Source organism: Hymenobacter ginkgonis (assembly GCF_009755225.1).
GTDB lineage: Bacteria > Bacteroidota > Bacteroidia > Cytophagales > Hymenobacteraceae > Hymenobacter > Hymenobacter ginkgonis.
In genome coordinates, this window is record NZ_WQKZ01000002.1 from 760,283 (window position 1) to 783,174 (window position 22,892).

The window sequence follows — 22,892 nt, forward strand, 5'->3', positions numbered from 1 at the left end:
GCGGTGAATTGTGAAGAGTTTCTAAAATTTTGTGCACCTTTAGCCTTCCAATTTACCGGGAGGAATTGCGGGCTGCCTACAAATGGCTAGTTGATATGTGCGGGGTTGGCCGGTGCTTGTCGGTGTTAATATAAGATTCCACTTTACTCTTTCTTACTCTGCTGTTCAGCAACCTATGAGAAAAATTTACCTACTTCCCTTCGCTTTGCTACCCGGCGTGCTGGTGGCGCCGGCGGCCTACGCCCAAACGGCCCCAAGCGGCGTGGCAGCCACTGCGCCCATCACGGGGGTAGTGCGCCAGGCTACCGACCGCACCCCGCTGCCCGGTGTGAACGTGGTGGTGAAAGGCACCAGCAATGGTACTTCTACCGACGCCGACGGCCACTATTCGCTCAGCAACGTGCCGGCTGGGGCCACGCTCGTGTTCAGCTTTGTGGGCTACGAGGCGGTAGAGCGCCGCGCCAGTGGGGGCGTGCTCGACATTACGCTCACGGCCAGCAACCGCGACCTTGATGAGGTGGTGGTGCTCGGCTACGGCATCAAGCAGGAGCGGCGCGACATTGTGACGGCCGTGCAGGAAGTAAGCAGCAAAGACATTATTGATTCGCGCCAGCCCAACATTGTCAATGCGTTGCAGGGCAAGGTGGCAGGCGTCAACATCACGTCGTCGGGCGGCGGCGCGGGCGAGGGCGCCAGCATCGTCATCCGGGGCGGCACGTCGCTCGACGGCGACAACCAGCCGCTGTTCGTCATCGACGGGATGATAATGGACAACTCGTCCTTCCAGGAAAGCACCGCGCCGGGCGGCGGCTCGGCCTTCAACGGCTTGCTGGGCCGCTCGGTGGGCGCGGCCAACCGCGCCGGCGACCTCAACCCCGAAGACATTGCCTCCATGACGGTGCTCAAGGGCCCGGCCGCGGCCGCGCTCTACGGCTTGCGCGCCGCCAACGGCGCCGTGGTTATTACTACCAAAAAGGGCACGGCTGGCCGCACGCAGCTCAACTTCCGCACCCAGTTTTCGGTGGATGAGGTGAACCGCCTGCCCAAAATGCAGGACCAGTACGGCCAGGGCTCCAACGGCATATTCGATGCTACCACGCGCATATCGTTCGGGCCGCGCTTCCAGCCGGGCCAAACCGTCTATAACAACCTGAAAGACTTCTTCCAGGCCGGCCACTCTTACCAAAACTTCGTCACCATGTCGGGTGGCTCGGAGAAAGCCAGCTTCTTCGCTTCAGCTTCCAACTTGCAGCAAACGGGCGTCACGCCCGAAAGCAAGTACGACAAAACCACGGTGCGCCTCTCGGGCTCGGCCCAAATTTCGCCTAAGCTAAGCGTCACCGGTTCGGGGCAATACCTCAACTCGGGCGCCGTGCGCCCCATTCAAGGGCCGGGCCTGCTGGGCACGGCGGGCACCAGCTCGGGCGGCTTTTTGCTGAGCTTGCTCAACTGGCCGCGCAACGACGACGCCCGCAATTACCTCAATCCTGACGGCAGCCGCCGCCGCCTCTTGGCGCTGGGTAGCGGCATCGACGCCGACGCCGATAACCCCTACTGGACCGCCGACAAAAACCCGCAGACCGACCGCACCAACCGCTTTGTAGGCAACGTGCAGCTGAGCTTTGCAGCCACCAAATGGTTGACGCTGAGCCACAACATCGGCACCGACTGGGCCACCTCGCGCAATACGTCGGTGCGGGCCGTGGGCACGTCGCAGGTGGGCAATCAAAACGGCGGCATTGCCGAAACAGTAGACCAGAACCGCGTCACGACGGCCACCACGCTGGCTACCCTCACGCACAACTTCGGCGAGAACTTCCGGGGCTCGCTCATTTTGGGCAATACTATTGAGGAAAACCGCGACGAGGCGGTGGATTACCTGGGCTTAATTTTTCAGAACCCCAACTTCATTGGGCTCAATAATACCGTGACGCGCAGCGCCTTGCAGCGCGATTCGAAGCGCCACCTTATCGGCAACTTCGCCCGCCTCTCCACCACCATCTTCGACCAGCTGATTGTGGAGTTGCAAGCCCGCTACGACCAGTCGTCGACCCTACCCCGCCCCGACGAGGGCAAGGTGTTTGGCAAAGGCTTCCTCTACGGCTCGGCCGCGGCGGGCTACGAGTTCACCAAAATCCTAGGCCTCGACCAAAGCCCCATCCTGAACTATGGCAAACTGCGCGCCTCGGTGGCCGAAGTGGGCCGCGATACCGGTCCCTACCGGGTAGAGTCGCCGCTAACCAGCAACACGTACATCGGGGGCGGCTTCCGCAACGATTTCTACGGCTCCAACCCGCTGCTCAAGCCCGAGCGCACCCGCACCTACGAAGCGGGAGTAGCGCTGCAATTCTTCAAAAACCGGCTGAGCCTCGACTTCAACTACTACCGCTCGCGCACCACCGACCAGCTCATTGCGCCCCGCGTGAGCCAGGCCACGGGCTTTATCCTCCAGTACATCAACGGGGGGGTAGTAACTAATGAAGGCCAGGAAATTAGCCTCAGCGGCACCCCGGTGCGCACCAGCTCGGGCTTCAACTGGGATGTGCTGGTCAACTTCTACCACAATACCAACAACGTCGAGAGCCTGCCCTCGCCGCTGACGGTGGTGTACCAGTCCGATACCTTTATTACCAACGTGCACGAGGGCGGCGCTTTCCCCGGCCACCCTATTTCAGGCATTGCGGCCACGGATTTTGCGCGCGTCAACGACCCCAATAGCCCCTACAACGGCCAGGTAATCGTGAATGCTACCACTGGCTACCCCACCGTGAACGCCAACTTCGTGTATGCCGGTAACCGGGCTCCGCGCTTCACCACGCAGCTCACCAACACATTTACATATAAGGGGTTGTCGCTGAGCACACTGTTTGATTTTCGCGTGGGGGGCGTAGTGGTGAATGGCAACGACTACTACCAGACCACTGTGGGCACGTCTAACCGCACCAGCGAGCGCTACAAGACTGTGGTGTTTGATGGCGTAGTAGCCACGCGCGATGCCAACGGTAACACCACCTACGCGCCTAACACTCGCCCGGCTGAGCTCACCCAGAATTATTACACCACCGTGCTGAGTACCGTGGGCACGCCCTTTATTGAAGATGGCTCCTGGGCCCGCCTGCGCTACCTCACGCTCAGCTACGCGCTGCCGGCGCGCTGGCTGGGGGGTAGCAGCTCGTTCCTCAAAGGCATCGAGCTGAACGTGACCGGCCGCAACCTGGTGCTGCTCACCAAATACACCGGCGCCGACCCCGAAACGGCTGCTTCAGGCGCGGGAGTGCGTGGCGGCGGCTCGGGTGGCATCGACTATGGCAACATCCCCGCCACCCGCGGCGTGGACATGGGCCTGCGTGTCAATTTCTAATTTGAAAGTACGCCTGCCGTTGCGCGAGCGCGAACAGCGAAGCAACGATTAAAGGCGTTCAGCAATAAAGTATTATCCCTAATGAAAAAATATCTTTTCCTACTCGGGCTGCTGGGGTCCATGGCGGCACTGCCGTCGTGCCAAACCTACCTCGACGTCAACAACAACCCAAACAACCCCGTCTCTTCGACGCCTAACTTCCTGCTGCCGGGCATCATTTCCAATGGCATTCAGACGCAGATGTTTACGGCGCTGCGCACGCCCTACATCACACAGTATGTGGTGAGCCGCACCGCCAACAGCGGCGGCAACGACCAGTACTACTTCACCAATGCGCAGAGCACCAACACGTTTAATTACTCTTACTTTCAATCGGGCGGTAATATTCCGCCCATGATTGCCGCCGCGCAGGCCGAGGGCTCGCCCTACTACGTGGGCGCGGGCAAGATTATGCAGGCCCTCATCTTGGCGCACGCTACCGATATGCTCGGCGATATTCCGTACACGGAGGCCTACCAGGGCGGCAACAACTACACGCCTAAGTACGACTCGCAGCAGCAGATTTACACCACTATCAACCAGCTTTGTGACGAGGGGGTAGTAGAAATGCAGAAGCCGGCCACGGCTAATTTTCGCCCGCTCTACAGCACCTCGCCTAGCGAAAGCGGCGATATTCTCTACAAAGGCGACGTGAATAAGTGGATACGTTTGGCCTACTCTCTCAAGGCGCGCCAGGCGCAGCACCTCACCAAAAAGGCTAGCTACGACCCTGCCGCCGTGCTGGCGCTCTGCGATAAAGGTTTCACCGCCAGTACCGACGATGCCCAGATAAACTTCCAAACGGCCGTGTTACCCCTCACCAACACGACCAACATCTTCGGGCCCACGCGGTCTAACTTCGGCACGGCTACCTTTTCGGCTAACGTAGTGAAGTACTTGAATGGCACGACTTATCCCGGCGTCGTGGACCCGCGCTGGGGCATTTTGGTGCCTGCCACTAGCACCGGCGTTGACCCCGGCATTGGCACGGCAGCTACTACCACGGGCATTAACATTACGCCCGGCTCCAGCCCGGCCGTTACCGATTTCTACGGTAGCTGGTATGCTCGCGACCTGGGCTATTTCGAAGTTATCACTTACCACGAACTCAAGTTTATCGAGGCTGAAGCCGCTTTCCGCGCGGGCAACACGCAGCGCGCCTACGACGCCCTGCGCGCCGGGGTACGCGCCAACATGGCCAAGGTGGGGGTAGGCGGCACTTTCTCGCCGCCTACCGTCACGTTCCCGGTCATCACGCAGGCGCAGATAACGGCCTACCTCGCCTCGGCTGCCATGCCTCAGACGCCCGCCGCCGTGACCCTGCGCCAGATAATGGAGCAGAAATACCTGGCTATGTTCCTGAACCCCGACGTGTGGTCGGATATGCGCCGGCTGGATTTCCGACCCGATATCTACGTCAACTTCGCCTACCCCTCCCGGGCTAACCCAGTGCTGCTGGCGGGCACCACGGCCCTCACACGCTTCCCACGTCGCTTGCTGCCGGGGGCCACGGAGGTGCTCTACAACCCCAGCGCGATTGCCAAGCTCTTCAGCGATGCTGGCGCCACCGCTAACGACGACTATGTGACCAAGCCATTGTGGTTTGACCAGCCGTAACTTCATCCTCTTGTATTGACTGTTTATGAACACGTTAACTAAAAGCGCGCTGCCTTTGCTGGGCTTAGTTCTGCTGGCTGGCTGCAAGAAGGAACTTGATACCTACTACAAGCCGCAAGATGAAGCAGGCTTCTTCAACGTGGGTATTCTGGGTACCACGTTCAACACCACGTTTGCGACCAAATACGGCCCCGGCAAAAGCATTCCAATTACGGCCGCCTACAACCAAACCGATGGCCCGGCTACCATCACGGTTTTTCAGGCCACCAAAACCGATTCGGCGCAGGTGGGCAGCTATCCGGCCAGCGGCACTTTCAGCCAAACCTTCCTGACTACCACGCAAGCCGTGCCGTACACCGTGCCCGCAACCTACGCGCTCAACACGGCCGTGCGCCTCGACATCACCCTAACTTTCCAAAACGGCGCCCAGCGTCGGCGGCGCATTACTTACACCGTCGCCAACTAGCGTGAGCCCCTGAACTAGGGCCGGCAAAGCATGAGGGCAAGGTGTACCGAGCCAATCGAGCTAATAAGCTTCAGAAATTGTTCATAAAAATAGCCCCGTTAGCCTGAGTTAGCGGGGCTTTTGTATGGTTGCAAGCGTATTCATACCGACCTTTGCCCCCCGGCTACGGCCTAGTATTTATGAATAGTCGCTTTTTAACCCAATTTGTAGCGTTCGCTCTCGCCAGCTTTGCGGTGCTTTTTGGCCTGCGCGCAGCTTTTGGGGCAGCCGTAGTGCACCCCTTAGCGCCGTATGTGCTGGGGGCCCTGCTACTGCTAACGCTGGTCGCGTATGCCGTAACGGCGCAGGCTACTCGCCGCTCGCCCAATGGGTTTATGCCCGCCTATTTTGGGGGGGTAGGGTTGCGGCTAGTAATCGGAGTAGGCATAATTTTAACCTACTTCTTTCAAGGCGGAATACAACAAAATCGGGACGTCTTAACTTTCCTCGGCGCCTTCTTTATAGGCTATTTTCTATGCGCTGGCTTTGAAATATGGGCTATTTTTAGTAACTTGCGCCCGTTTTCAGCGAAGCAAGTCTCAAAAGACGAATAATTTACCGTCGAGCTTGACTTTTAACCAATATTGAATGAAGCGTTTACTAACCCTCCTTCTCTGCCTGTGCACGTTCGTCGGCTTCGCAGCTGAGCCCGCCGAATCGGGTGAAAAAGGGGGGGCGTTCAACCCCGGCGAAATTATTTTGCACCACGTGGCCGACTCGCACGAGTGGCATTGGTTCAGCACCGATAATGGCAATTTTGTTACCTACTTGCCCATCATCGCTTACCAGCCTGGCAAGGGGGTAGCTGCTTTCTCCTCCGAGAAAGTTGCTGAAGGCAAAACTTACGGCAACTTTAAGCTCGAAGACGAGAAGCTCGTGGCCATTGACGGCAGCAAAGTCTACGACTTTTCCATTACCAAAAACGTGGCAGCACTGGCCATGAGCAGCCTGCTGCTCGTGTTCATTTTCTCTTCAGTTGCCAAGTCCTACCGTAGCCGGGTTGGCCAAGCGCCCTCAGGCTTGCAGTCACTACTCGAGCCGTTCATCGTTTTCATTCGCGACGAAGTAGGCAAGAAAAGCATTGGTCCGAAGTACGAGCGCTACATGCCCTACTTGCTCACGGTGTTCTTCTTTATCTGGTTCAACAACCTGCTGGGTCTCACGCCTGGTGCCGCCAACCTCTCGGGTAATATCGCCGTGACGATGGCCCTGGCCGTGGTGACGTTGCTCATCACCCTGTTCAGCGCCAATAAGAACTACTGGGGCCACATCTTCGCACCTCCTGGCGTGCCATGGCCGCTCTACATCATCATGGTTCCGGTCGAGCTGATTGGGGTGCTTGTGAAGCCCTTTTCGCTGATGATTCGACTATTTGCTAATATCACAGCTGGTCACATCATCATTCTGAGTTTTATCAGCCTGATTTTCATTTTCCGCTCGGCTGCTACTGGCTTGATATCGGTGCCATTTGGCTTGTTTATCAGCCTGTTGGAATTGCTTGTTTCCATTTTGCAAGCTTATATTTTTACGCTTCTAACCGCTATGTATATCGGCGGAGCCGTAGAAGAGCATCACCACGAGGAAGAGCACGGCCACGGCGAAGACTTCGGCACGGCCGAGCAACGCGCTGGTGGTTCCAATGTAGCACACCTCAACCGGCCTGACGTAGCTACTCACTAGCCTAGCCCGGCCGTTAGTTTACTGGCCCGGTTTTATTTCCCCAAGTTTTCTTTTTCCTACACACATTTCTTTTTTACCATGCTTCTTTCGTTGTTGCTGCAAGTTGTTAATTCGGTTGGTCTGGCTGTAATGGGTGCCGGCATCGGCGCTGGTCTGGCTATCCTGGGCGCTGGCCTGGGTATTGGCCGCATCGGCGGTAGCGCTATGGAAGCCATCGGCCGTCAGCCGGAGGCTTCGGGCCGTATTCAGACTGCCATGCTCATCGTGGCGGCTCTGCTGGAAGGTGCTACGCTGTTCGCCATCGTAGTCTGCTTGCTCATTGCCCTGAAATTGCAGTAATCGCGTCGAGTATAACCCGGCCGGCTGGCTTTCCTCACTAGTCTAGTTGAGGAAGCCAGCCGTGCCGGGTTTTCATTCGGCCGAATGCGGGCTAGCGTTTACTAACGACGCCAGCCATGCTTTTTGGCAATCCCGTTGCCGTCGCCGAATGTTCTTTGGCGCGGACTTGCTTCTGCGTTACCACTTCGATAATTGCCGCTCCTATGTCGCTTATCACTCCCGAATTCGGTTTGCTTTTCTGGCAAACCTTGATTTTCCTTCTTCTGCTTCTGTTGCTGGCTAAGTTCGCTTGGAAGCCCATTTTGGGCTCCTTGAAAGAGCGGGAAGACAGCATAGACAACGCCCTTAAAATGGCGCAGCAGGCTAAAGAGGAAATGCAAAACCTCAAGGCCGGCAATGAAAAGCTTTTGGCTGACGCACGCAAAGAGCGTGACCAGATGCTAAAAGAAGGCCAAGCAATGGCTGCTCAGTTCGTTGAGCAAGCCAAAACTACCGCTTCAGCCGAAGCCGGCCGCATCACGCAGCAGGCTCGCGAGGCAATTCAGCAAGAGAAAAACGCTGCCCTAGCTGAGGTAAAAAATACCGCTGCTCAGCTTAGTGTCGATATCGCCGAACGCTTACTGCGCCGCGAATTAGCTGACCCAACCGCTCAGCAAAAGCTGGTAGACGAATACCTGAAAGACGTAAAGCTTAATTAGGTAATGGTTAACGATTAATGGTCTGTGTTGCTCACGCGCATCTGCAGCTACCCCACATCGACCATTAATCACTAATTACTACCCATTAAAAATATGGCCGACGAAAGAGTAGCCGCCCGCTATGCCAAATCCTTATTGGATTTGGCGCAGGAGCAGGGCAACCTGGCAACTATCAAACAGGATATGGATTTGCTGGCCAACACGATGGCTGGCAGCCGCGACCTGCGCTTGCTGCTCCGCAACCCGATTGTGAAGCACGACAAGAAACTAAGTATCCTCACCGCCGTGTTTGGGGGTAAGGTGTCAGAGTTGATGATGCGCTTTTTTCAGATTCTGACTAGCAAGAACCGAGAAGCCGCGCTAGAACACATCGGCAACGAGTTTCTAATTCAGTACAACGCGCTGATGGGTGTGCAAGTAGCGGAGGTTATTTCGGCTGTGCCGCTTACCCCCGCTACTCGTGCCGAAATTGAGAAGATGGTAGCCCGGCAAACGGGCCTCCAGCAGGTTTCGCTCACCGAGAAGGTGGATGCTTCGCTAATTGGTGGCTTCGTGCTGCGCATCGGCGACCGGCAGATTGATGACTCGGTGCGCGGAGGCTTGCGCCGCTTGCGCACCTCCTTGACCGACAATACTTACCAACCCAGTATAAACTAATATCCCAATGGCTGAAGTACGCCCGGACGAAGTATCCGCCATTCTGCGGCAGCAACTGTCCAATTTCAAATCGGCCGCCGAGCTGGAAGAAGTCGGCACTGTGTTGCAGGTTGGCGACGGCGTGGCCCGCATTTACGGCCTTACCCATGCCCAATCGGGTGAGCTAATTGAGTTTGAAAACGGCTTGCAAGCCTTGGTGCTCAACCTGGAAGAAGACAACGTAGGCGCCGTAATGCTCGGCGAATACGGCGATATCCGGGAAGGTGCTACCGTACGCCGGACTAATAAAATTGCCGCTATTCAAGTGGGCGAGGGCATTGTGGGCCGCGTAGTAAACACGCTGGGCCAGCCCATTGACGGCCGCGGTCCCATCCAAGGCCAGACCTACGAAATGCCCCTAGAGCGTAAAGCTCCTGGTGTAATCTTCCGTCAGCCAGTGACCGAGCCGCTGCAAACTGGAATCAAGGCTATTGACGCTATGATTCCGATTGGCCGTGGCCAGCGCGAACTGATTATCGGTGACCGCCAGACTGGTAAATCTACTGTGGCCCTTGATGCCATTCTGAATCAGCGCGAGTTTTTTGAGCGCGGCGAACCCGTGTTCTGCATTTATGTAGCTATCGGCCAGAAGGCTTCGACCGTAGCGCAGGTGGTAAATGCCTTAACCAAAGGCGGTGCCATGGATTACACGGTGGTAGTATCAGCCTCGGCTTCGGATCCAGCCCCAATGCAGTTTTACGCGCCTTTCACGGGTGCTGCTATCGGCGAATACTTCCGCGATACGGGCCGTCCGGCGCTGGTAGTGTACGATGACTTGTCGAAGCAAGCTGTGGCTTACCGCGAAGTGTCGCTGTTGCTGCGTCGTCCTCCCGGACGTGAAGCATACCCCGGCGACGTATTCTATCTGCACAGCCGCTTGCTGGAGCGCGCCGCTAAAATTAACGCTTCGGACGAGATTGCGCGCAACATGAACGACTTGCCCGATAGCCTCAAGCCGCTTGTGAAAGGTGGTGGTTCGCTAACGGCCCTACCCCTCATCGAAACGCAGGCAGGTGACGTATCGGCTTATATCCCAACCAACGTAATCTCGATTACTGACGGGCAGATATTCCTCGAAACTAACCTATTCAACTCGGGTGTGCGTCCCGCTATCAACGTGGGTATCTCGGTAAGCCGCGTAGGTGGTAATGCCCAGATTAAGAGCATGAAGAAGGTATCGGGTACTTTGAAGCTTGACCAGGCGCAGTTCCGCGAATTGGAAGCTTTCGCCAAATTCGGTTCCGACCTCGATGCCTCGACCAAGCTTACGATTGAGCGTGGCCGCCGTAACCTCGAAATTTTGAAGCAACCCCAGTTTTCGCCCGTAAAGGTGGAGGACCAAGTAGCCATCATTTACGCCGCTACCAATGGCTTGCTCGATACGGTGCCGGTAAACCGGGTGCGCGAGTTTGAGACAGAGTTCCGGCAGGTGATGAATGCCCGCAATCCTGAAGCCCTTAAGGCGCTAAAGGCTGGCAAGCTAGATGACTCCGTGACGGGTGCCATCCGCCAGACTGCTAAGGATGTAGCTGCTAACTACGCTGTTTAAGAAAATCAGAAATTATGAGTTATGAATTATGAGTTGACAACCAGTTTCTTCAGCGATGACGAAAGCTTGTCATTCATAATTCATAATTCAAAACTCATAATTAACCCACATGGCTAGCTTAAAAGAAGTCCGCTCGCGCATTCAGTCGGTATCGAGCACGCAGCAGATTACCAAAGCCATGAAAATGGTAGCGGCAGCTAAGTTGCGCCGGGCTCAGGACAACATCATCCGTATGCGGCCTTACGCCCAGCGGCTAACCAGTATTTTGGCTAACCTAACGCGCACGACAACTGACGAGGTAGTGAGCGAGTATGGCCAAGTGCGGGAAGTGCGCCGGGTGTTGATTATTGCAATCACGTCAGACCGTGGTTTGGCAGGAGCTTTCAACGCCAACATATTCAAAGGGGTAAGCGCACTGATTGCAGACCGCTATGCCAACTTGCCCGTGAATGCCATCTCGATAATGGCGATTGGTAAAAAGGCGCACGATTATTACGGCCGTCGCAGTTATGCCCGGGTAGGCGACTACACGCACGTATTTGCGCAGCTATCTTTCAACACTGTTCGCCTTGCCGCCGAGGAAGCCATGAGTGGCTTCGTAGCTGGCACGTATGACGAGGTGGTGATGGTGTACAACGAGTTTAAAAACGTTGCTACCCAGTTCGTGCAGGCTGAGCAATTATTACCGTTGGTGCCGACTGCGGAGCCCGCTGGTACTCCCAGTGCTACGGCGCCTGACAATAGCATTGATTACATTTTTGAGCCGAGCAAGGAGGAAATTATCCAAACTCTTATTCCGCAGAGTTTAAAAATTCAGCTGTATAAAGCTGTTCTGGAAAGCAATGCATCGGAGCACGGAGCCCGCATGACGGCAATGGATAAAGCTACTGATAACGCTGGTGAACTACTAAAATCGCTGAAATTAACGTATAACCGGACGCGCCAAGCGGCCATTACCACGGAAATTCTGGAGATTGTAGGGGGCGCCGAGGCGTTGGCGGCTAGTCGATAATCAAGAAGTACCACATCCTGAAAAGCTCAGTAGCCAACCGGTTACTGAGCTTTTCTATTTTAGCTCACCGCGCAGGTAAGTTTTCGAGATAACGCCAAGTGTTTAGAGTCTACCAGCCGGTAAATTGTTGCTGTTAAGTATGAGTGCACTTGTAACGCTGTTTGAGCTCAGAAACTGGGGCGCCCGCTGGCTATTGGCTTTGCTGTGTCTGGTGGCCGGGCGAGGGCAGGCGCAGCCAACACGAGTTAAGCCTCTAGAACTGCACCGTCAGGATAGCCTGCGCCAGCTACTACGAATAGACCTGCGCCCCGATACCATCCGGGTAAACCGCCTGAATAAGCTTGCCCTGGCTTTGCGTACAAACTCCACAACCCAAGCAATGGCCTTGTTTAGCGAGGCCCTGCGCTTGGCGAGGCTGCTTGGTTATCCAGCCGGTCAGGGTGACGCACAGTTTGGCCTGGGGTATTGCTACCGAGCTGCCAATGCTTACGACTCAGCGCTATATCATACCCAGGAGGCCTTGCAACTTTACACACGGCTACAAGACGATTTCAATCGAGTGCGTGGGTTGTACAACCTTGCCCGCATCTACCATGAGCAGGGTTACTACAGTCAGGCACTGTCGGCCAGCCTAGAGGGCTTGGCCATAGCGCAGACTCACCATAACCGGAAGGGAATGCTTTTTACGCAGGTGCAATTGGGCCTGACAAATAACTGCCTTAGGACAGTACAAAGCCGCTCGGCAGCATTTAGAACAGGCCCTTTTGCTGGCTCAACTGCTGCCCGATGCGGTAGGGGTAGGCCATGCCTATAGCGGCCTCGGCGACCTCAGCCGGCAGCAGCAGCGCTGGGCGCAGGCGCGCTATTACTATAAGCAAGCCGCTGCCAGCTACTGCAAAGTATACAATGCCGCGGGTATGCTTCCTACCGAGCTTAGCTTAATCGAGATGACGGAGCGTGAGGGGTACCACGACTTAGCGTTTGCGGCGGCGCCCGGCTTGCTGGTCCGTGCGCGCCAAGCGAATAGCCCCTGGCAAGAAGTGCGGGCTCGGCTGCTGCTAGCGAGCATTTTCCTGGCCATTGGCCAGCCCGATAGTGCGTTGCACTACGGTACCAGCGGCTTGGCCATCGCGCAGCGTAATGGCCTGCGGCAGGAAACGTATGATGCCGCTAAGGCACTGGCCAAAATAAGTGTGCAGCAAGGCCGCTGGCAGCAGGCCTATCACTACCAGTACCTGGTAGGTGCTTACGCCGACAGCCTGACTGGCGAAGCCGCTCGCCGCCGAGTGGCTGCCCTCGAGCTGACGTATGCCCGTAGTCAGCAGCAAAGCCAGATTAGGCTGCTTACCCAGCGCACGCGCCTGCAGGCACAGCAGCAGGAGCTAGACCGCCTGCGCTACCACCAGCAGGTAGCCGCGCTTACCATCCTGGGGATGCTGCTACTGCTGCTGGGCGGTTATTTGCTGTGGCGCTATCGCCGCCGCGAACAGTTACGGTTGGCTGCATTGCGCACCCGCATCGCCGCCGATTTGCACGACGAAGTAGGCAGTATGCTTACCCAAATATCCATGCAGAGCAACTTGCTACGGGAGGGCCGCTATGCCCCCGCGCAGCAGCAAGCCTACCTCGACCAGATGTCGGAAGCCAGCCTCCGGGCTGCTCGCCAGATGAGCGATGCCGTGTGGAGCATCGATGCTCGCTATGACTCGGCCGCTAGCTTGCTTGACCGCCTGCGCGACCATGCCCACCAAGTGCTGCCCGCGGCTGGCGTAGAGTTGGACTTTTGGGCCGACCCTGCGCTCACTGCCAGCAATATTCCCTTGGCTACGCGCCAGGCCTTGTACTTCATTTATAAAGAAGCGCTGCACAATGTGGTGAAACACGCCCGGGCCCAGCAGGTGCGGGTGCGCTTGCGCTTGCTGGGCCGCCAGCTAGAGCTAACTGTGCACGATGATGGCCAGGGGCTGGGCGATACTGGCTGTGATGCAGGCCAGGGGTTACGCAATATGCGTATGCGTGCCCTATCGGTGGGTGGGTCCATCACGCTGGCAAACACGAAGCCAGGCATCCGCCTCGTAGCGCGCCTGCCGCTGGGGTAGGGAGCGCTGCTTAATCACATTTTCACATGTTTATGCTATGGCGGCGTATAGCAGTGGCGCCGACATTTGCGGGGTGATAATACTCGGCATCATCGAAGACCAGCCTGCCATTCGGGAAGCGCTGTGCAGCTACCTGGGTGGGCAGCCCGATATGCGCTGTGTTTTGGATGCGGAATCGATAGAAGATTTTGTCGCGCAGCTGCCCAGTGCAGGCCAACTACCCAACCTTGTGCTCTCCGATATTGGCCTGCCGGGCCTCTCTGGCATCGAAGGGCTGGCCGTGCTGCGCCGCCAACTACCGCAGGCCGATGTGCTGATGCTGAGCGTATACACCGATGCCGAGCGCGTATTTGAGGCGCTACGGGCTGGGGCCGTGGGCTACCTCGAAAAAACAACGCCCCTACCCCTGCTCGCCGACTTGCTGCGCCAGGTTGCGGCCGGGGGGTCGCCCATGAGCCCGAGTGTGGCCCGGCACATTATCCAGCATTTTCGGCCCGCGCTGCGCCAGTCAGAAAATGGCCTCACTGCCCGCGAGCAAGACATTGTGCGCGGCATCGAGGATGGCCTGAGCTACAAGCTTATCGCCGACCGACTGTTCCTAAGCATTGACACGGTGCGCAGCCACATTCGCCAGATATACCGCAAGCTGCAAGTCAATTCCAAAGCCGAAGTTATTGCCTGGGGGCGGCAGCGGCCGCCGCAGCCTGGCTAGCTAGCCGCTCACTTCGTGAGCCTCAGTTTACCTGCTTTCACCGTTTTTCAGCGCCCGAGGTAATTGTTTTTTACCAAATGAATTTGCTTCCTACCCCCCTCCCTTCGCTCAGCCTCACGGCCGAGCAAACCGCCCGGCAGCGCGAAGTGGAGAATGCCTTGCTCGTCCAAACCTTGTGCGGCCGGCGGCCCGGGCTGGACGTGCGCACGCAACTGCTGCGCTACGTTGCCGGCGAGCTAAGCCGCGAGCAGGCTTTTGCCAACTTGTACGTGGGGCTGTAGCTATTCCATCGGGTAGCGGGCACCTGGCTTGGCATAGGCTCACAAGGCGGTAAATACTACCAGCGAGGCAAGCGAAACTACGCGCCTATCGAGGGGCACAAGCCCAGGCAGCGGCTACCTTTGACTGCTTCAGTCGGCGAGAGCAGGGCTAGTAGTTGGCAAGAACAAATTGCTGATTGCTAAGAAGTAAGGATAATTGTTTAGGGTGCATTGCTGGCGGCCTTGCGTGCGCCCTGTGGCTGCCCAGCCAACTGGTACTATGCTCCCCATGGCTTTCCCCTCAGCACTTTTATGAATGTCCCCGCAGAAGTAGAGTTTGGCCAGTTGCTGATAGGTGGCATTGGGTTTATGCTGCTGGCAACGGTGGCACTGGTTGTATTTGTAATAGTATATCAAAAGCGCCTGCTGCGCCAGCAATTGCGCCAGCGCCTGGCCGAGGCCGAGTACCAGCAGCACTTGCTGGCTGCCGTTATTGAGGCCCAGGAGCATGAGCGCGAGCGCATTGGCCGCGACTTGCACGATGGAATCGGCTCTACAATTGCCACTGCTAAAATGCTGATGAGCCGGCTGAGCGCGGACGCGGTAACACCCGATGCCGCCACGCTGCTCGGAATGATTCAGGAAATAATGGGTACCGCCGTGCACGATGTACGCAGCATTTCGCACAGCCTGTACCCGGCCGTGCTAACGCACTTTGGCTTGGCCGAAGCCTTGCAGCACCTCGTAGACATATGTAACGAAACCGGCTCACTCGCTATAAAGCTGGAGGTGGCCTACCTCCAGCCGCTGGTGCTAGCCCAGGAGCTGGCCCTGTACCGCATTTGTCAAGAACTGATACACAATGCCTTAAAGCATGCGCGCGGCGCCACGCAGCTACTGGTTGGCCTGCGGCAGCAGGCCGGCGGCCTCACCCTTACCGTGGAGGACGACGGCTGCGGCTTTGCCCCGGCCACCTCGGGGGCGCCGCTGGCCACGGGCGCTGGCCTGCGTAGCATCGAAGTGCGCGTGCAGATGCTGCATGGCCGCTTACGCCGACACTCGGCGCCCGGCCAGGGCACCTCTACTACTATCTACTTGGCAGCTCCGGCCGCTACCTAACCCAATCCCACCCAGTTACCTCGCTTCTCATGGTTGCCATTGATTACCCAGTTCAGATAGCCTTGCTCGACGACCACCCGCTGTTTCGGCAAGGGGTGCGCTACATTCTACAAACCCTGCCCTACGTGGCGGGGATTTTTGATACGGGTGAGTTTGCCCCGCTGCTTGCCCACTGCCGCCAACGCCTGCCCGACCTCCTGCTGCTTGACCTGCAGCTGCCCGGCACCGACGGCTCGGAGGTGGCCCGGCAGCTACTCAGCGAATTTCCGGACCTGAAAATCATCGTCTTGTCGATGTTTTCGGCCGATAAGTTTATTGCCCAAATGCTTAAGCTGGGGGTGCGCAGCTACCTGCCCAAAGATGTGGACGACGCGCAGCTGCGCGTCGCCATTGAGGAGGTACTCGTGACGGGTAGCCACGTGACGCCCCGGATAGCGCAGGCCCTGCTAAATAGCGAGCAGCACCCTACCCCCCTCCGCCCGTTGGTGCTCCCTCGCCTGGTGCAGCTCACGCCGCGCGAAGAAGAAATTCTGCACCTCATCTGCGGAGGGCACACGGCCGCCGATATCGCCGACCGGCTCTTTATCAGCCGCCGCACCGTGGAAGGCCATCGCCAAAAGCTGCTGGAAAAAACCAGCGCGCCCAATTCGGCCGGCTTGGTGCTGTACGCCGCCCGCCACGGCCTGCTCGATAATTAAGCTAGTCCAACTCGCCAACCCTTTCAAAAGGGTAAAAAATAGTGGGGCTTAATAAAAATGAGGTATTTCTACGCTTAAAACCCGCAGATTTGCCGCCTTCTTTTGCAATAAATCTCGAGCTTGGTCACTCGTTGTTAGGGAACGCTGCCGCTTCTACACTATGAAACAACTTTGCTGCTCCCACTAGCAAGCCGAAAACCAGTGCGTTCAACGCTTTGAGCGAATTGCTACGTATTCGCCTCTTTCTGCAAAATGTGCGTTTAGGCCTCCGCTACCTCTGCGTAGCGGAGGCCTTCCGGCGCTAGGGGGGTAGGGCAGCCGGCGGTGGCGGCAGCCGGAGCGGTACTTTTGTGGTGCATGCGCTATTTTATTCATTTTGCCTACGACGGCACGGCCTACTGCGGCTGGCAGGTGCAGCCGGGCGTGCCCACTGTGCAGGCTGCCCTCGACAAAGCCCTGAGCCAAGTATTGCGCCAGCCGGTGCACACGCTAGGCAGCGGCCGCACCGATGCTGGCGTGCACGCCAGCCACCAAGTAGCCCATTTTAAGGCCGATTTTCCGCCCGAAATGACTTTCGACCTGTTGCGCTACCGCCTCAACCGTGCCCTACCCCCCGATGTGCAGGTCTACCGCATCCACGAGGTGGGCGAGAAGGCTAACGCCCGCTTTTCGGCCGAGGCTCGCACCTACGAATACGTGGTGGCTTTGCGGCCCGACCCATTTCGGCGCGACCAAGCGCTGTACCTCGACCGTGCCCCCGACGTGGCGGCTATGAACGAGGCCGCCGCCTACTTGGTGGGGCAGTTCGATTTCACGGCTTTCTCGAAGGTGAAGGGCGACGATGGCCACTACGTTTGCTACCTCTACGAGGCGGGCTGGCACCCGGCGCCGGGCGGGCTGGTATTTCGCATCAAGGCCAACCGCTTTGTGCGCGGCATGGTGCGGCTGGTGGTGGGCACGCTGCTCGATGTGGGCCGGGGCAAGCTTACCCCCCTCGAATTTCAGCAGGTGCTGCACCGGCAGCAGCGCATCGCGGCTAGTGGCGCGGCGCCGGCCAAAGGTTTGTTTCTGAGCAAAGTGGACTACGAGCCGGGCATTGTGCCCGAGGAATAGGGGAGGGGTAGGGAAGGAAACCCAGCCTTCTGCCCCCGCTCCAGAACGAACCTGGCTGACCTTTGTTACTACCCTACTCTATGGACCCAACCTCTGCTACCAAAACCGGCCAAGTCTTCGATTGGCAGGTGCTGCGCCGCTTGCTCGCCTACGTGAAGCCCTACCGGGGCGTATTTATTGGGCTGATAATCTTGACCTTCGCCACGGCCATTCTGGGTACGGTGCGCCCGGCGCTCATCCAGCGCATGGTGGATGTAGACATCAATAACAACGACTGGGCGGGCCTCAACCGCTCGTCGTTGTGGCTGGTGGCGCTGCTGCTGGTGCACACGCTCGTGAGTTACCTCCAGACCTACTACGGCGGCTGGCTGGGCCAGTACATCGTGCGCGACATCCGCACCGACCTCTACAAGCACCTGCTCAGCCTCAAGCTCAGCTTCTTCGACCGCACGCCCATTGGCGTGCTCGTAACGCGCAACATTTCGGACGTCGAAACCCTGGCCGACGTGTTCAGCGAGGGCCTAGCGGCGATGGTCGGCGACCTGCTGCAAATCGTGTTTCTCATGATTTTCATGTTCTGGACCAACTGGCAACTGGCGCTCATCAGCCTCTCGGTCATTCCGCCGCTGCTGTTTAGCACCTACGTCTTCAAGGAAAAAGTGAAGGGTAGCTTTCAGGAAGTGCGTAATGCCGTAGCCAAGCTCAACTCGTTTGTGCAAGAGCACCTTACGGGCATGAATGTGGTCCAGATTTTCAACAACGAGGAGCGCGAGTACCGCAAGTTTGAGGCAATAAACCAGGAGCACACCAAGGCCAATATCAAGTCGGTGCTCTACTATAGCATCTACTTTCCGGTGGCCGAGGTGCTCGGCGCCATAGGGGTAGGGCTACTAGTGTGGTACGCCGCGCAGGGCCAGATTGAAGGCACCATCTCGAAGGGCGCGCTCATTGCGTTCATCATGTATAACGCGCTGTTTTTCCGGCCCATCCGCCAGATTGCTGACCGTTTCAATACCCTCCAGCTGGGCCTAGTAAGCACCGAGCGCCTGCTCAAGCTGCTCGATAACGCCGATCTGGTGGCTACTTCCGGCACCGCCCCCGTACCGCCGCTGCGCGGCGAGGTCGAGTTCGACCACGTTTCCTTCGCGTACAACGAGCCCGAGTGGGTGCTTAAAAATATCAGTTTCCACGTGCAGCCAGGCCAAACAGTGGCCTTCGTGGGTGCCACCGGCGCGGGCAAAACCAGCATTATTAACCTGCTAAGTCGTTTTTACGACATTCAACAAGGCCACATTCGGGTTGATGGCCAAGACCTGCGCGAATACGACCTTAGCCAGCTGCGCCGCCAGATAGGAGTAGTGCTGCAAGACGTATTCCTGTTTGCGGGCTCCATTCGCGATAACATTACGCTGGGCAACAAGGAGATAAGCGACGCCAAAATCTGGGAGGCCGCTGCACTCGTGGGCGCCCAGCGCTTCATCGAGCGCCTGCCCGGCGGCCTCGATTACCCCGTGATGGAACGCGGCGCTACGCTTTCGGTGGGCCAGCGCCAACTCATCAGCTTCGTGCGGGCCTTGGTGTACGAGCCCCGCGTCATCGTGCTCGACGAAGCCACGTCGTCCGTCGATTCGGAGACGGAGGAGATGATTCAGGAAGCCATCGAGAAGTTGATGGAAGGCCGCACGGCGCTCGTTATTGCCCACCGCCTCAGCACCATTCAGAAGGCCGACCGCATCATCGTCCTCGACCGTGGTGAAATCAAGGAGACGGGTACCCACGACGAATTGCTGCGCCTCGGCGGCTATTATGCTCAGCTCTACCGCATGCAGTACAAGAGTGCTGAGCAGGTATCAGTTAACAACGAACAATAAGTAGTTTTGGTCCTTGCGAGCAACGCAAAGTAATCGCCCCCGCACGATAATGGCCGCGCGATTTCATTCAATTGCGCTTGCTTCGCGTTGCTCGCAAGGACTACCGTAAAATATGCGCTTTCTCTTTCCTCTCGTTCTTGTTTTCACGGCCATTGGCCTGGGCATTTACGCTTACCTAGGCGGGCTGCACAGCCCCACCGTAGCCCTCGAAACCACACCTACCCCCGTGCTGCTAGCGGGGCAGCCCTTCCAGGGCCAAGTGCAGGACGAGCGCTTTGCCGAGCTATTCCGCGAGGCAAAATTGCGCTACGATGCCCAGCCCACGGCCCACGCCCTAGCCAATCTTTACTACAATAACCCCGAGTCGGCGCACGATACTATTCGCGCCTTCATCGGCCTCAGGGTGCCTGATACGACCGCTACCCTACCAGCTGGCTGGCGCTACCGCGTGGTGCCCGCTGGCCGCCGCGTGGTGGCCGTGCGGCTGCCCAATACCAGCTACCTGTTGGCTCCAGCCAAGCTTTACACCGCCGCTCAGCAGCGCATCAAAGACCTAAAGCTGATAAGCCAACCCTTTTATCTCGAAGAATTTGGTCCCGGTGAACAAAGCGCCTTGCGAGTAGGAGTGAAATAAAAAAAGCGCCTTTCTGCTAGAAAGGCGCTTTTTTACTGATAATGTCGGGGTGGCAGGATTCGAACCTACGGCCTCGTCGTCCCGAACGACGCGCGCTACCGGGCTGCGCTACACCCCGAAAGAAACGGGGCCGTGGGGGCGGCCCCGCCTTATCGAAAAACCCAATCTGGAAAAAAGTTGGCCTGAAAAAGCCCCCGACCCGAAGGTCGGGGGCTTTTTCGTGGGGGCAACTTAATCCCTCTGGTCGGAGTGGCAGGATTCGAACCTACGACCTCCAGCACCCCATGCTGGCGCGATACCAGGCTACGCTACACCCCGAGGGAGATTGGAGTGACAAAGGTAGGGCTAAAAAGCCGAATGGTGCAAGCCGGCTCAGATTTTTTTGTGGCTTGGCACCGAAAGCAGGGGTAGGGCCACTGCATTAAGGAGCCTTAAGAAGCGGTTGGCGCAGTAGTTGCGATAGCCGTCTTCACCTTACCTTTACTCAAGAAATCTGTGCCCCGCAAATCAGTACCATTTATGAAATACATCCTTATTTTGGCTGGCGGGCTGCTGGCTCCTGTAGCCTTGCACGCGCAGACTACGCCTCCCGCGGCTACTCCGGCTACCCCTGCTCCGGCAGCTAGCGCGGCCCCGGTGGCTGGTGCGGCACCCGCACCCATTCCGCTGGCCCCCGTAACTCCCCCTGCCGACCCTAACGCCTTAAAAATAAAGGCTGAATACAACCCCATTGGTCATTCATTGGCCGTGAAGTGCGACGCGCCGGGCCCTACCCGCATCGAAATTAACGACCAGGAGGGCCGCCCAGTGCTCACCAAAAACGTGATTGCCGGTACTACCCCCGTCTCGTTCAACGTGCGGGCGCTGGCTCCTGGCCCCTACGTGGTGCGCTGCACCGCGGGTGAAAAAAAAGGCACGCGCCTAGTGCAACTGGGCCAGTAGCCCGCTGCCACGGAGCACTGCCTCTGCAGTGCACAAAAACTTATTAAAAAGCCCCGCTGTGCCTAATACAGCGGGGCTTTTTTAAGTTGAAAAATAAGCGGAAGCATCGTTACGCCACGTCTTCGGTCTGTAATTGCCGCTCGTAGAGGGCCCGGTAGAGGCCTTCAGCCTCGGCCATGAGGGCGGCGTGGCTGCCGTGCTGCACTATCTGGCCGTCATCCAGCACCAATATTTCATCGGCCAGCTTCACCGAGCTCACGCGGTGCGAGATGATGAGACTGGTGCGGTTCTTCATCACCCGCTGTAGGCTGTCGAGGATGGCATTCTCGGTCTTAGTATCGACGGCCGAGAGCGAGTCATCTAGAATCAAGATTTTGGGTTCTTTCACCAAAGCGCGGGCCATGCTCACGCGCTGCTTCTGGCCGCCCGACAGCGTGATGCCGCGCTCGCCCACCTTCGTGTCGAAGCCTTCGGGAAAGCGGATAATATTCTCGTACACGTCGGCATCGCGGGCAGCTTGCGCCATGCGCGCCTCGTCGGCGTGGTCGAGGCCGAAGTTGATATTGTGCCGGATGCTGTCCGAAAATAGAAACACGTCCTGCGGCACGTAGCCGATTTGCTCGCGCAGGGAGGGTAGGGCGTAGTCGCGCACATCCACACCATCTACTTGAATGTCACCGCTCGTGACATCGTAGAGCCGGCACAGCAGCGCGGCAATGGTGCTCTTGCCCGAGCCGGTGTTGCCAATTACGGCCAGCGTTTGGCCGGGCTTGATGCGGAAGCTCACGTCGCGCAGGGCCCGGATGCCGGTGTCGGGATATGTGAAGGAAACGTGGTCGAATACGATGTCGCCAGCAATCTCCTTGGCCACATTGCGGCGCGAAATAATGTCCGTCTTCTGGTCCAGAAACTCGTTGATGCGGACCTGCGACGCCTCGGCGCGCTGCACCAAGGACGACGTCCAGCCCAGCGCCGTGACCGGCCAGGTCAGCAGGTTAACATAGATGATGAACTCGGCAATGCTGCCCGTGGTAATGGTGCCGCGGATAACCTCTTGCCCGCCAACCCAAACCGTGACGATGGTACTGATGCCCACCAAAAACATAATCAGCGGGAAAAACAGCGAGTTCACAAAGTTGAGGCTCAAGGACTTATTTTTGTATTCGTCGGTCGATACCTGAAACTGCTCGTAGGAATCTTGCTGCCGCACAAAGGACTTGAGCACCCGAATACCCGAAAACGCCTCCTGAGTGAAGGTGGTCATGGCCGCCAGTGCCTTCTGAATATCGTCCGACTTCTTTTCAATCAGGTTGTTGACGTAGAAGATGCTGACCGACAAAATGGGCAGGGGTAGGAGGGTGAGCACCGTTAATTTTACATTAACTAATAGCATCAGCGGTACCACTAGCACAAACAGCAGCACGAGCTGCAAAAAGTACATAATGCCCGGCCCCAGGTACATCCGCACGCGCCCCACATCTTCCGAAATGCGCGACATGAGGTCGCCAGTGCTGTGGCGGCGGTAAAAACTGAGGGGTAGGGATTGGTAGTGCTGGAAAATCTGGTTTTTCTGGTCATTTTCGACGAGCCGCGACATCACAATGAGCGTCTGGCGCATAAAAAACAGAAAAATCCCGCGTAGCAGCGCCAGCACGATGATTAACATGCCGTAAAACAGCACGTTGCGTCCAAACAGCTGGTACACGCCCGCTTGCGCCTGCGTGCCCGCGTAGAGGTGGTAGAGGTCGATGCCCTCATTCACCAAATCGAAAGAGTAGCGCACGAGCTGGGCCGGAAAAATGGTCAGCAGCGTGCTCAAAACCACAAAAAGGACTCCGCCAAGGAAGTGCCATTTGTAGCGAAAGATATGCGGATTAACGGCGGCGAGGGCGCGGGTGGGCATGAGTAAGAGGGGGGTAGGGGCCAGAAAAGCCAGCCTCAACCGAAA

19 protein-coding genes and 2 tRNA genes are annotated in these 22,892 nt (G+C 57.5%); 18 read left to right on the top strand and 3 right to left on the bottom strand.

Going from position 1 to position 22,892, the window contains the following annotated elements:
* Positions 1-175: 175 nt before the first annotated feature.
* The 17 genes from GO988_RS09060 to GO988_RS09140 all read left to right on the top strand — a co-directional run bounded on the left by GO988_RS09060 (position 176) and on the right by GO988_RS09140 (position 20,002).
* The gene (locus GO988_RS09060) at positions 176-3,361 is read left to right on the top strand and encodes a SusC/RagA family TonB-linked outer membrane protein (protein ID WP_157564398.1); all 3,186 of its coding nucleotides are present in this window, start codon (positions 176-178) and stop codon (positions 3,359-3,361) included.
* Between the two features lie 81 nt (positions 3,362-3,442).
* The gene (locus GO988_RS09065; RefSeq protein ID WP_157564401.1) at positions 3,443-5,017 is read left to right on the top strand and encodes a SusD/RagB family nutrient-binding outer membrane lipoprotein; all 1,575 of its coding nucleotides are present in this window, start codon (positions 3,443-3,445) and stop codon (positions 5,015-5,017) included.
* A 25-nt stretch (positions 5,018-5,042) separates the two neighbouring features.
* Positions 5,043-5,483, top strand: coding sequence for a hypothetical protein (locus GO988_RS09070; RefSeq protein WP_157564403.1), 441 nt, complete (start codon positions 5,043-5,045; stop codon positions 5,481-5,483).
* Between the two features lie 627 nt (positions 5,484-6,110).
* Complete coding sequence (atpB, locus tag GO988_RS09075) at positions 6,111-7,202, top strand: F0F1 ATP synthase subunit A (protein WP_157564405.1); 1,092 nt, start codon at positions 6,111-6,113, stop codon at positions 7,200-7,202.
* 78 nt (positions 7,203-7,280) lie between these two features.
* Positions 7,281-7,541, top strand: a complete 261-nt coding sequence (gene atpE / locus GO988_RS09080; protein WP_157564406.1) for an ATP synthase F0 subunit C — start codon at positions 7,281-7,283, stop codon at positions 7,539-7,541.
* 203 nt (positions 7,542-7,744) lie between these two features.
* Complete coding sequence (locus GO988_RS09085) at positions 7,745-8,239, top strand: F0F1 ATP synthase subunit B (RefSeq protein ID WP_157565429.1); 495 nt, start codon at positions 7,745-7,747, stop codon at positions 8,237-8,239.
* Between the two features lie 93 nt (positions 8,240-8,332).
* The gene (atpH, locus tag GO988_RS09090) at positions 8,333-8,896 is read left to right on the top strand and encodes an ATP synthase F1 subunit delta (RefSeq protein ID WP_157564408.1); all 564 of its coding nucleotides are present in this window, start codon (positions 8,333-8,335) and stop codon (positions 8,894-8,896) included.
* Between the two features lie 7 nt (positions 8,897-8,903).
* A complete protein-coding gene (gene atpA, locus GO988_RS09095; protein WP_157564410.1) occupies positions 8,904-10,484 on the top strand; it encodes a F0F1 ATP synthase subunit alpha in 1,581 nt (526 codons plus the stop codon).
* Positions 10,485-10,593: 109 nt separating this feature from the next.
* Positions 10,594-11,496 carry an ATP synthase F1 subunit gamma gene (atpG, locus tag GO988_RS09100; protein WP_157564412.1) on the top strand — a complete coding sequence of 301 codons (903 nt, stop codon included), beginning with the start codon at positions 10,594-10,596 and terminating at the stop codon, positions 11,494-11,496.
* Positions 11,497-12,206: 710 nt separating this feature from the next.
* Complete coding sequence (locus GO988_RS24585) at positions 12,207-13,595, top strand: tetratricopeptide repeat protein (protein ID WP_317164847.1); 1,389 nt, start codon at positions 12,207-12,209, stop codon at positions 13,593-13,595.
* Between the two features lie 37 nt (positions 13,596-13,632).
* Positions 13,633-14,307: a response regulator gene (locus GO988_RS09110; protein ID WP_157564416.1), complete on the top strand. Its 675-nt coding sequence runs from the start codon at positions 13,633-13,635 to the stop codon at positions 14,305-14,307.
* 77 nt (positions 14,308-14,384) lie between these two features.
* Positions 14,385-14,588: an antitoxin VbhA family protein gene (locus tag GO988_RS09115; protein WP_157564418.1), complete on the top strand. Its 204-nt coding sequence runs from the start codon at positions 14,385-14,387 to the stop codon at positions 14,586-14,588.
* 291 nt (positions 14,589-14,879) lie between these two features.
* The gene (locus tag GO988_RS09120; protein ID WP_157564420.1) at positions 14,880-15,686 is read left to right on the top strand and encodes a sensor histidine kinase; all 807 of its coding nucleotides are present in this window, start codon (positions 14,880-14,882) and stop codon (positions 15,684-15,686) included.
* 29 nt (positions 15,687-15,715) lie between these two features.
* Positions 15,716-16,384 (top strand): response regulator, encoded by a 669-nt coding sequence (locus GO988_RS09125; RefSeq protein ID WP_157564422.1) that lies wholly within the window; start codon positions 15,716-15,718, stop codon positions 16,382-16,384.
* 357 nt (positions 16,385-16,741) lie between these two features.
* A complete protein-coding gene (truA, locus tag GO988_RS09130) occupies positions 16,742-17,497 on the top strand; it encodes a tRNA pseudouridine(38-40) synthase TruA (RefSeq protein WP_157564424.1) in 756 nt (251 codons plus the stop codon).
* Between the two features lie 80 nt (positions 17,498-17,577).
* Positions 17,578-19,368 carry an ABC transporter ATP-binding protein gene (locus GO988_RS09135; RefSeq protein ID WP_157564427.1) on the top strand — a complete coding sequence of 597 codons (1,791 nt, stop codon included), beginning with the start codon at positions 17,578-17,580 and terminating at the stop codon, positions 19,366-19,368.
* 112 nt (positions 19,369-19,480) lie between these two features.
* Positions 19,481-20,002 carry a GyrI-like domain-containing protein gene (locus tag GO988_RS09140; RefSeq protein ID WP_157564429.1) on the top strand — a complete coding sequence of 174 codons (522 nt, stop codon included), beginning with the start codon at positions 19,481-19,483 and terminating at the stop codon, positions 20,000-20,002.
* 44 nt (positions 20,003-20,046) lie between these two features.
* Here the strand turns inward: GO988_RS09140 and GO988_RS09145 are convergent.
* Both GO988_RS09145 and GO988_RS09150 read right to left on the bottom strand, forming a co-directional pair.
* A tRNA-Pro gene (locus tag GO988_RS09145) sits at positions 20,047-20,120 on the bottom strand.
* Positions 20,121-20,243: 123 nt separating this feature from the next.
* Positions 20,244-20,320 (bottom strand) — tRNA-Pro (locus tag GO988_RS09150).
* A gap of 201 nt (positions 20,321-20,521) precedes the next feature.
* Between GO988_RS09150 and GO988_RS09155 the strand changes: the two genes are divergently transcribed.
* Entirely contained in the window at positions 20,522-20,944 is a 423-nt protein-coding gene (locus tag GO988_RS09155) for a T9SS type A sorting domain-containing protein (RefSeq protein WP_157564431.1), read from the top strand.
* 109 nt (positions 20,945-21,053) lie between these two features.
* Here GO988_RS09155 and GO988_RS09160 read toward each other — a convergent pair whose 3' ends face one another.
* Positions 21,054-22,847 (bottom strand): ABC transporter ATP-binding protein, encoded by a 1,794-nt coding sequence (locus GO988_RS09160; protein WP_157564434.1) that lies wholly within the window; start codon positions 22,845-22,847, stop codon positions 21,054-21,056.
* Positions 22,848-22,892 lie beyond the last annotated feature (45 nt).

What these genes read in the sequence shown, in the direction of transcription:
- atpE (WP_157564406.1), top strand. Translation starts at nt 7,281, where the DNA reads ATGCTTCTTTCGTTGTTGCTGCAAGTTGTTAATTCGGTTGGTCTGGCT.
- GO988_RS09135 (WP_157564427.1), top strand. Translation starts at nt 17,578, where the DNA reads ATGGACCCAACCTCTGCTACCAAAACCGGCCAAGTCTTCGATTGGCAG.
- GO988_RS09120 (WP_157564420.1), top strand. Translation starts at nt 14,880, where the DNA reads ATGAATGTCCCCGCAGAAGTAGAGTTTGGCCAGTTGCTGATAGGTGGC.
- atpA (WP_157564410.1), top strand. Translation starts at nt 8,904, where the DNA reads ATGGCTGAAGTACGCCCGGACGAAGTATCCGCCATTCTGCGGCAGCAA.
- GO988_RS09065 (WP_157564401.1), top strand. Translation starts at nt 3,443, where the DNA reads ATGAAAAAATATCTTTTCCTACTCGGGCTGCTGGGGTCCATGGCGGCA.
- GO988_RS09155 (WP_157564431.1), top strand. Translation starts at nt 20,522, where the DNA reads ATGAAATACATCCTTATTTTGGCTGGCGGGCTGCTGGCTCCTGTAGCC.
- GO988_RS09110 (WP_157564416.1), top strand. Translation starts at nt 13,633, where the DNA reads ATGGCGGCGTATAGCAGTGGCGCCGACATTTGCGGGGTGATAATACTC.
- GO988_RS09060 (WP_157564398.1), top strand. Translation starts at nt 176, where the DNA reads ATGAGAAAAATTTACCTACTTCCCTTCGCTTTGCTACCCGGCGTGCTG.
- GO988_RS09115 (WP_157564418.1), top strand. Translation starts at nt 14,385, where the DNA reads ATGAATTTGCTTCCTACCCCCCTCCCTTCGCTCAGCCTCACGGCCGAG.
- atpB (WP_157564405.1), top strand. Translation starts at nt 6,111, where the DNA reads ATGAAGCGTTTACTAACCCTCCTTCTCTGCCTGTGCACGTTCGTCGGC.
- truA (WP_157564424.1), top strand. Translation starts at nt 16,742, where the DNA reads ATGCGCTATTTTATTCATTTTGCCTACGACGGCACGGCCTACTGCGGC.
- GO988_RS09085 (WP_157565429.1), top strand. Translation starts at nt 7,745, where the DNA reads ATGTCGCTTATCACTCCCGAATTCGGTTTGCTTTTCTGGCAAACCTTG.
- atpH (WP_157564408.1), top strand. Translation starts at nt 8,333, where the DNA reads ATGGCCGACGAAAGAGTAGCCGCCCGCTATGCCAAATCCTTATTGGAT.
- GO988_RS09125 (WP_157564422.1), top strand. Translation starts at nt 15,716, where the DNA reads ATGGTTGCCATTGATTACCCAGTTCAGATAGCCTTGCTCGACGACCAC.
- GO988_RS09160 (WP_157564434.1), bottom strand. Translation starts at nt 22,847, where the DNA reads ATGCCCACCCGCGCCCTCGCCGCCGTTAATCCGCATATCTTTCGCTAC.
- GO988_RS09140 (WP_157564429.1), top strand. Translation starts at nt 19,481, where the DNA reads ATGCGCTTTCTCTTTCCTCTCGTTCTTGTTTTCACGGCCATTGGCCTG.
- GO988_RS09070 (WP_157564403.1), top strand. Translation starts at nt 5,043, where the DNA reads ATGAACACGTTAACTAAAAGCGCGCTGCCTTTGCTGGGCTTAGTTCTG.
- atpG (WP_157564412.1), top strand. Translation starts at nt 10,594, where the DNA reads ATGGCTAGCTTAAAAGAAGTCCGCTCGCGCATTCAGTCGGTATCGAGC.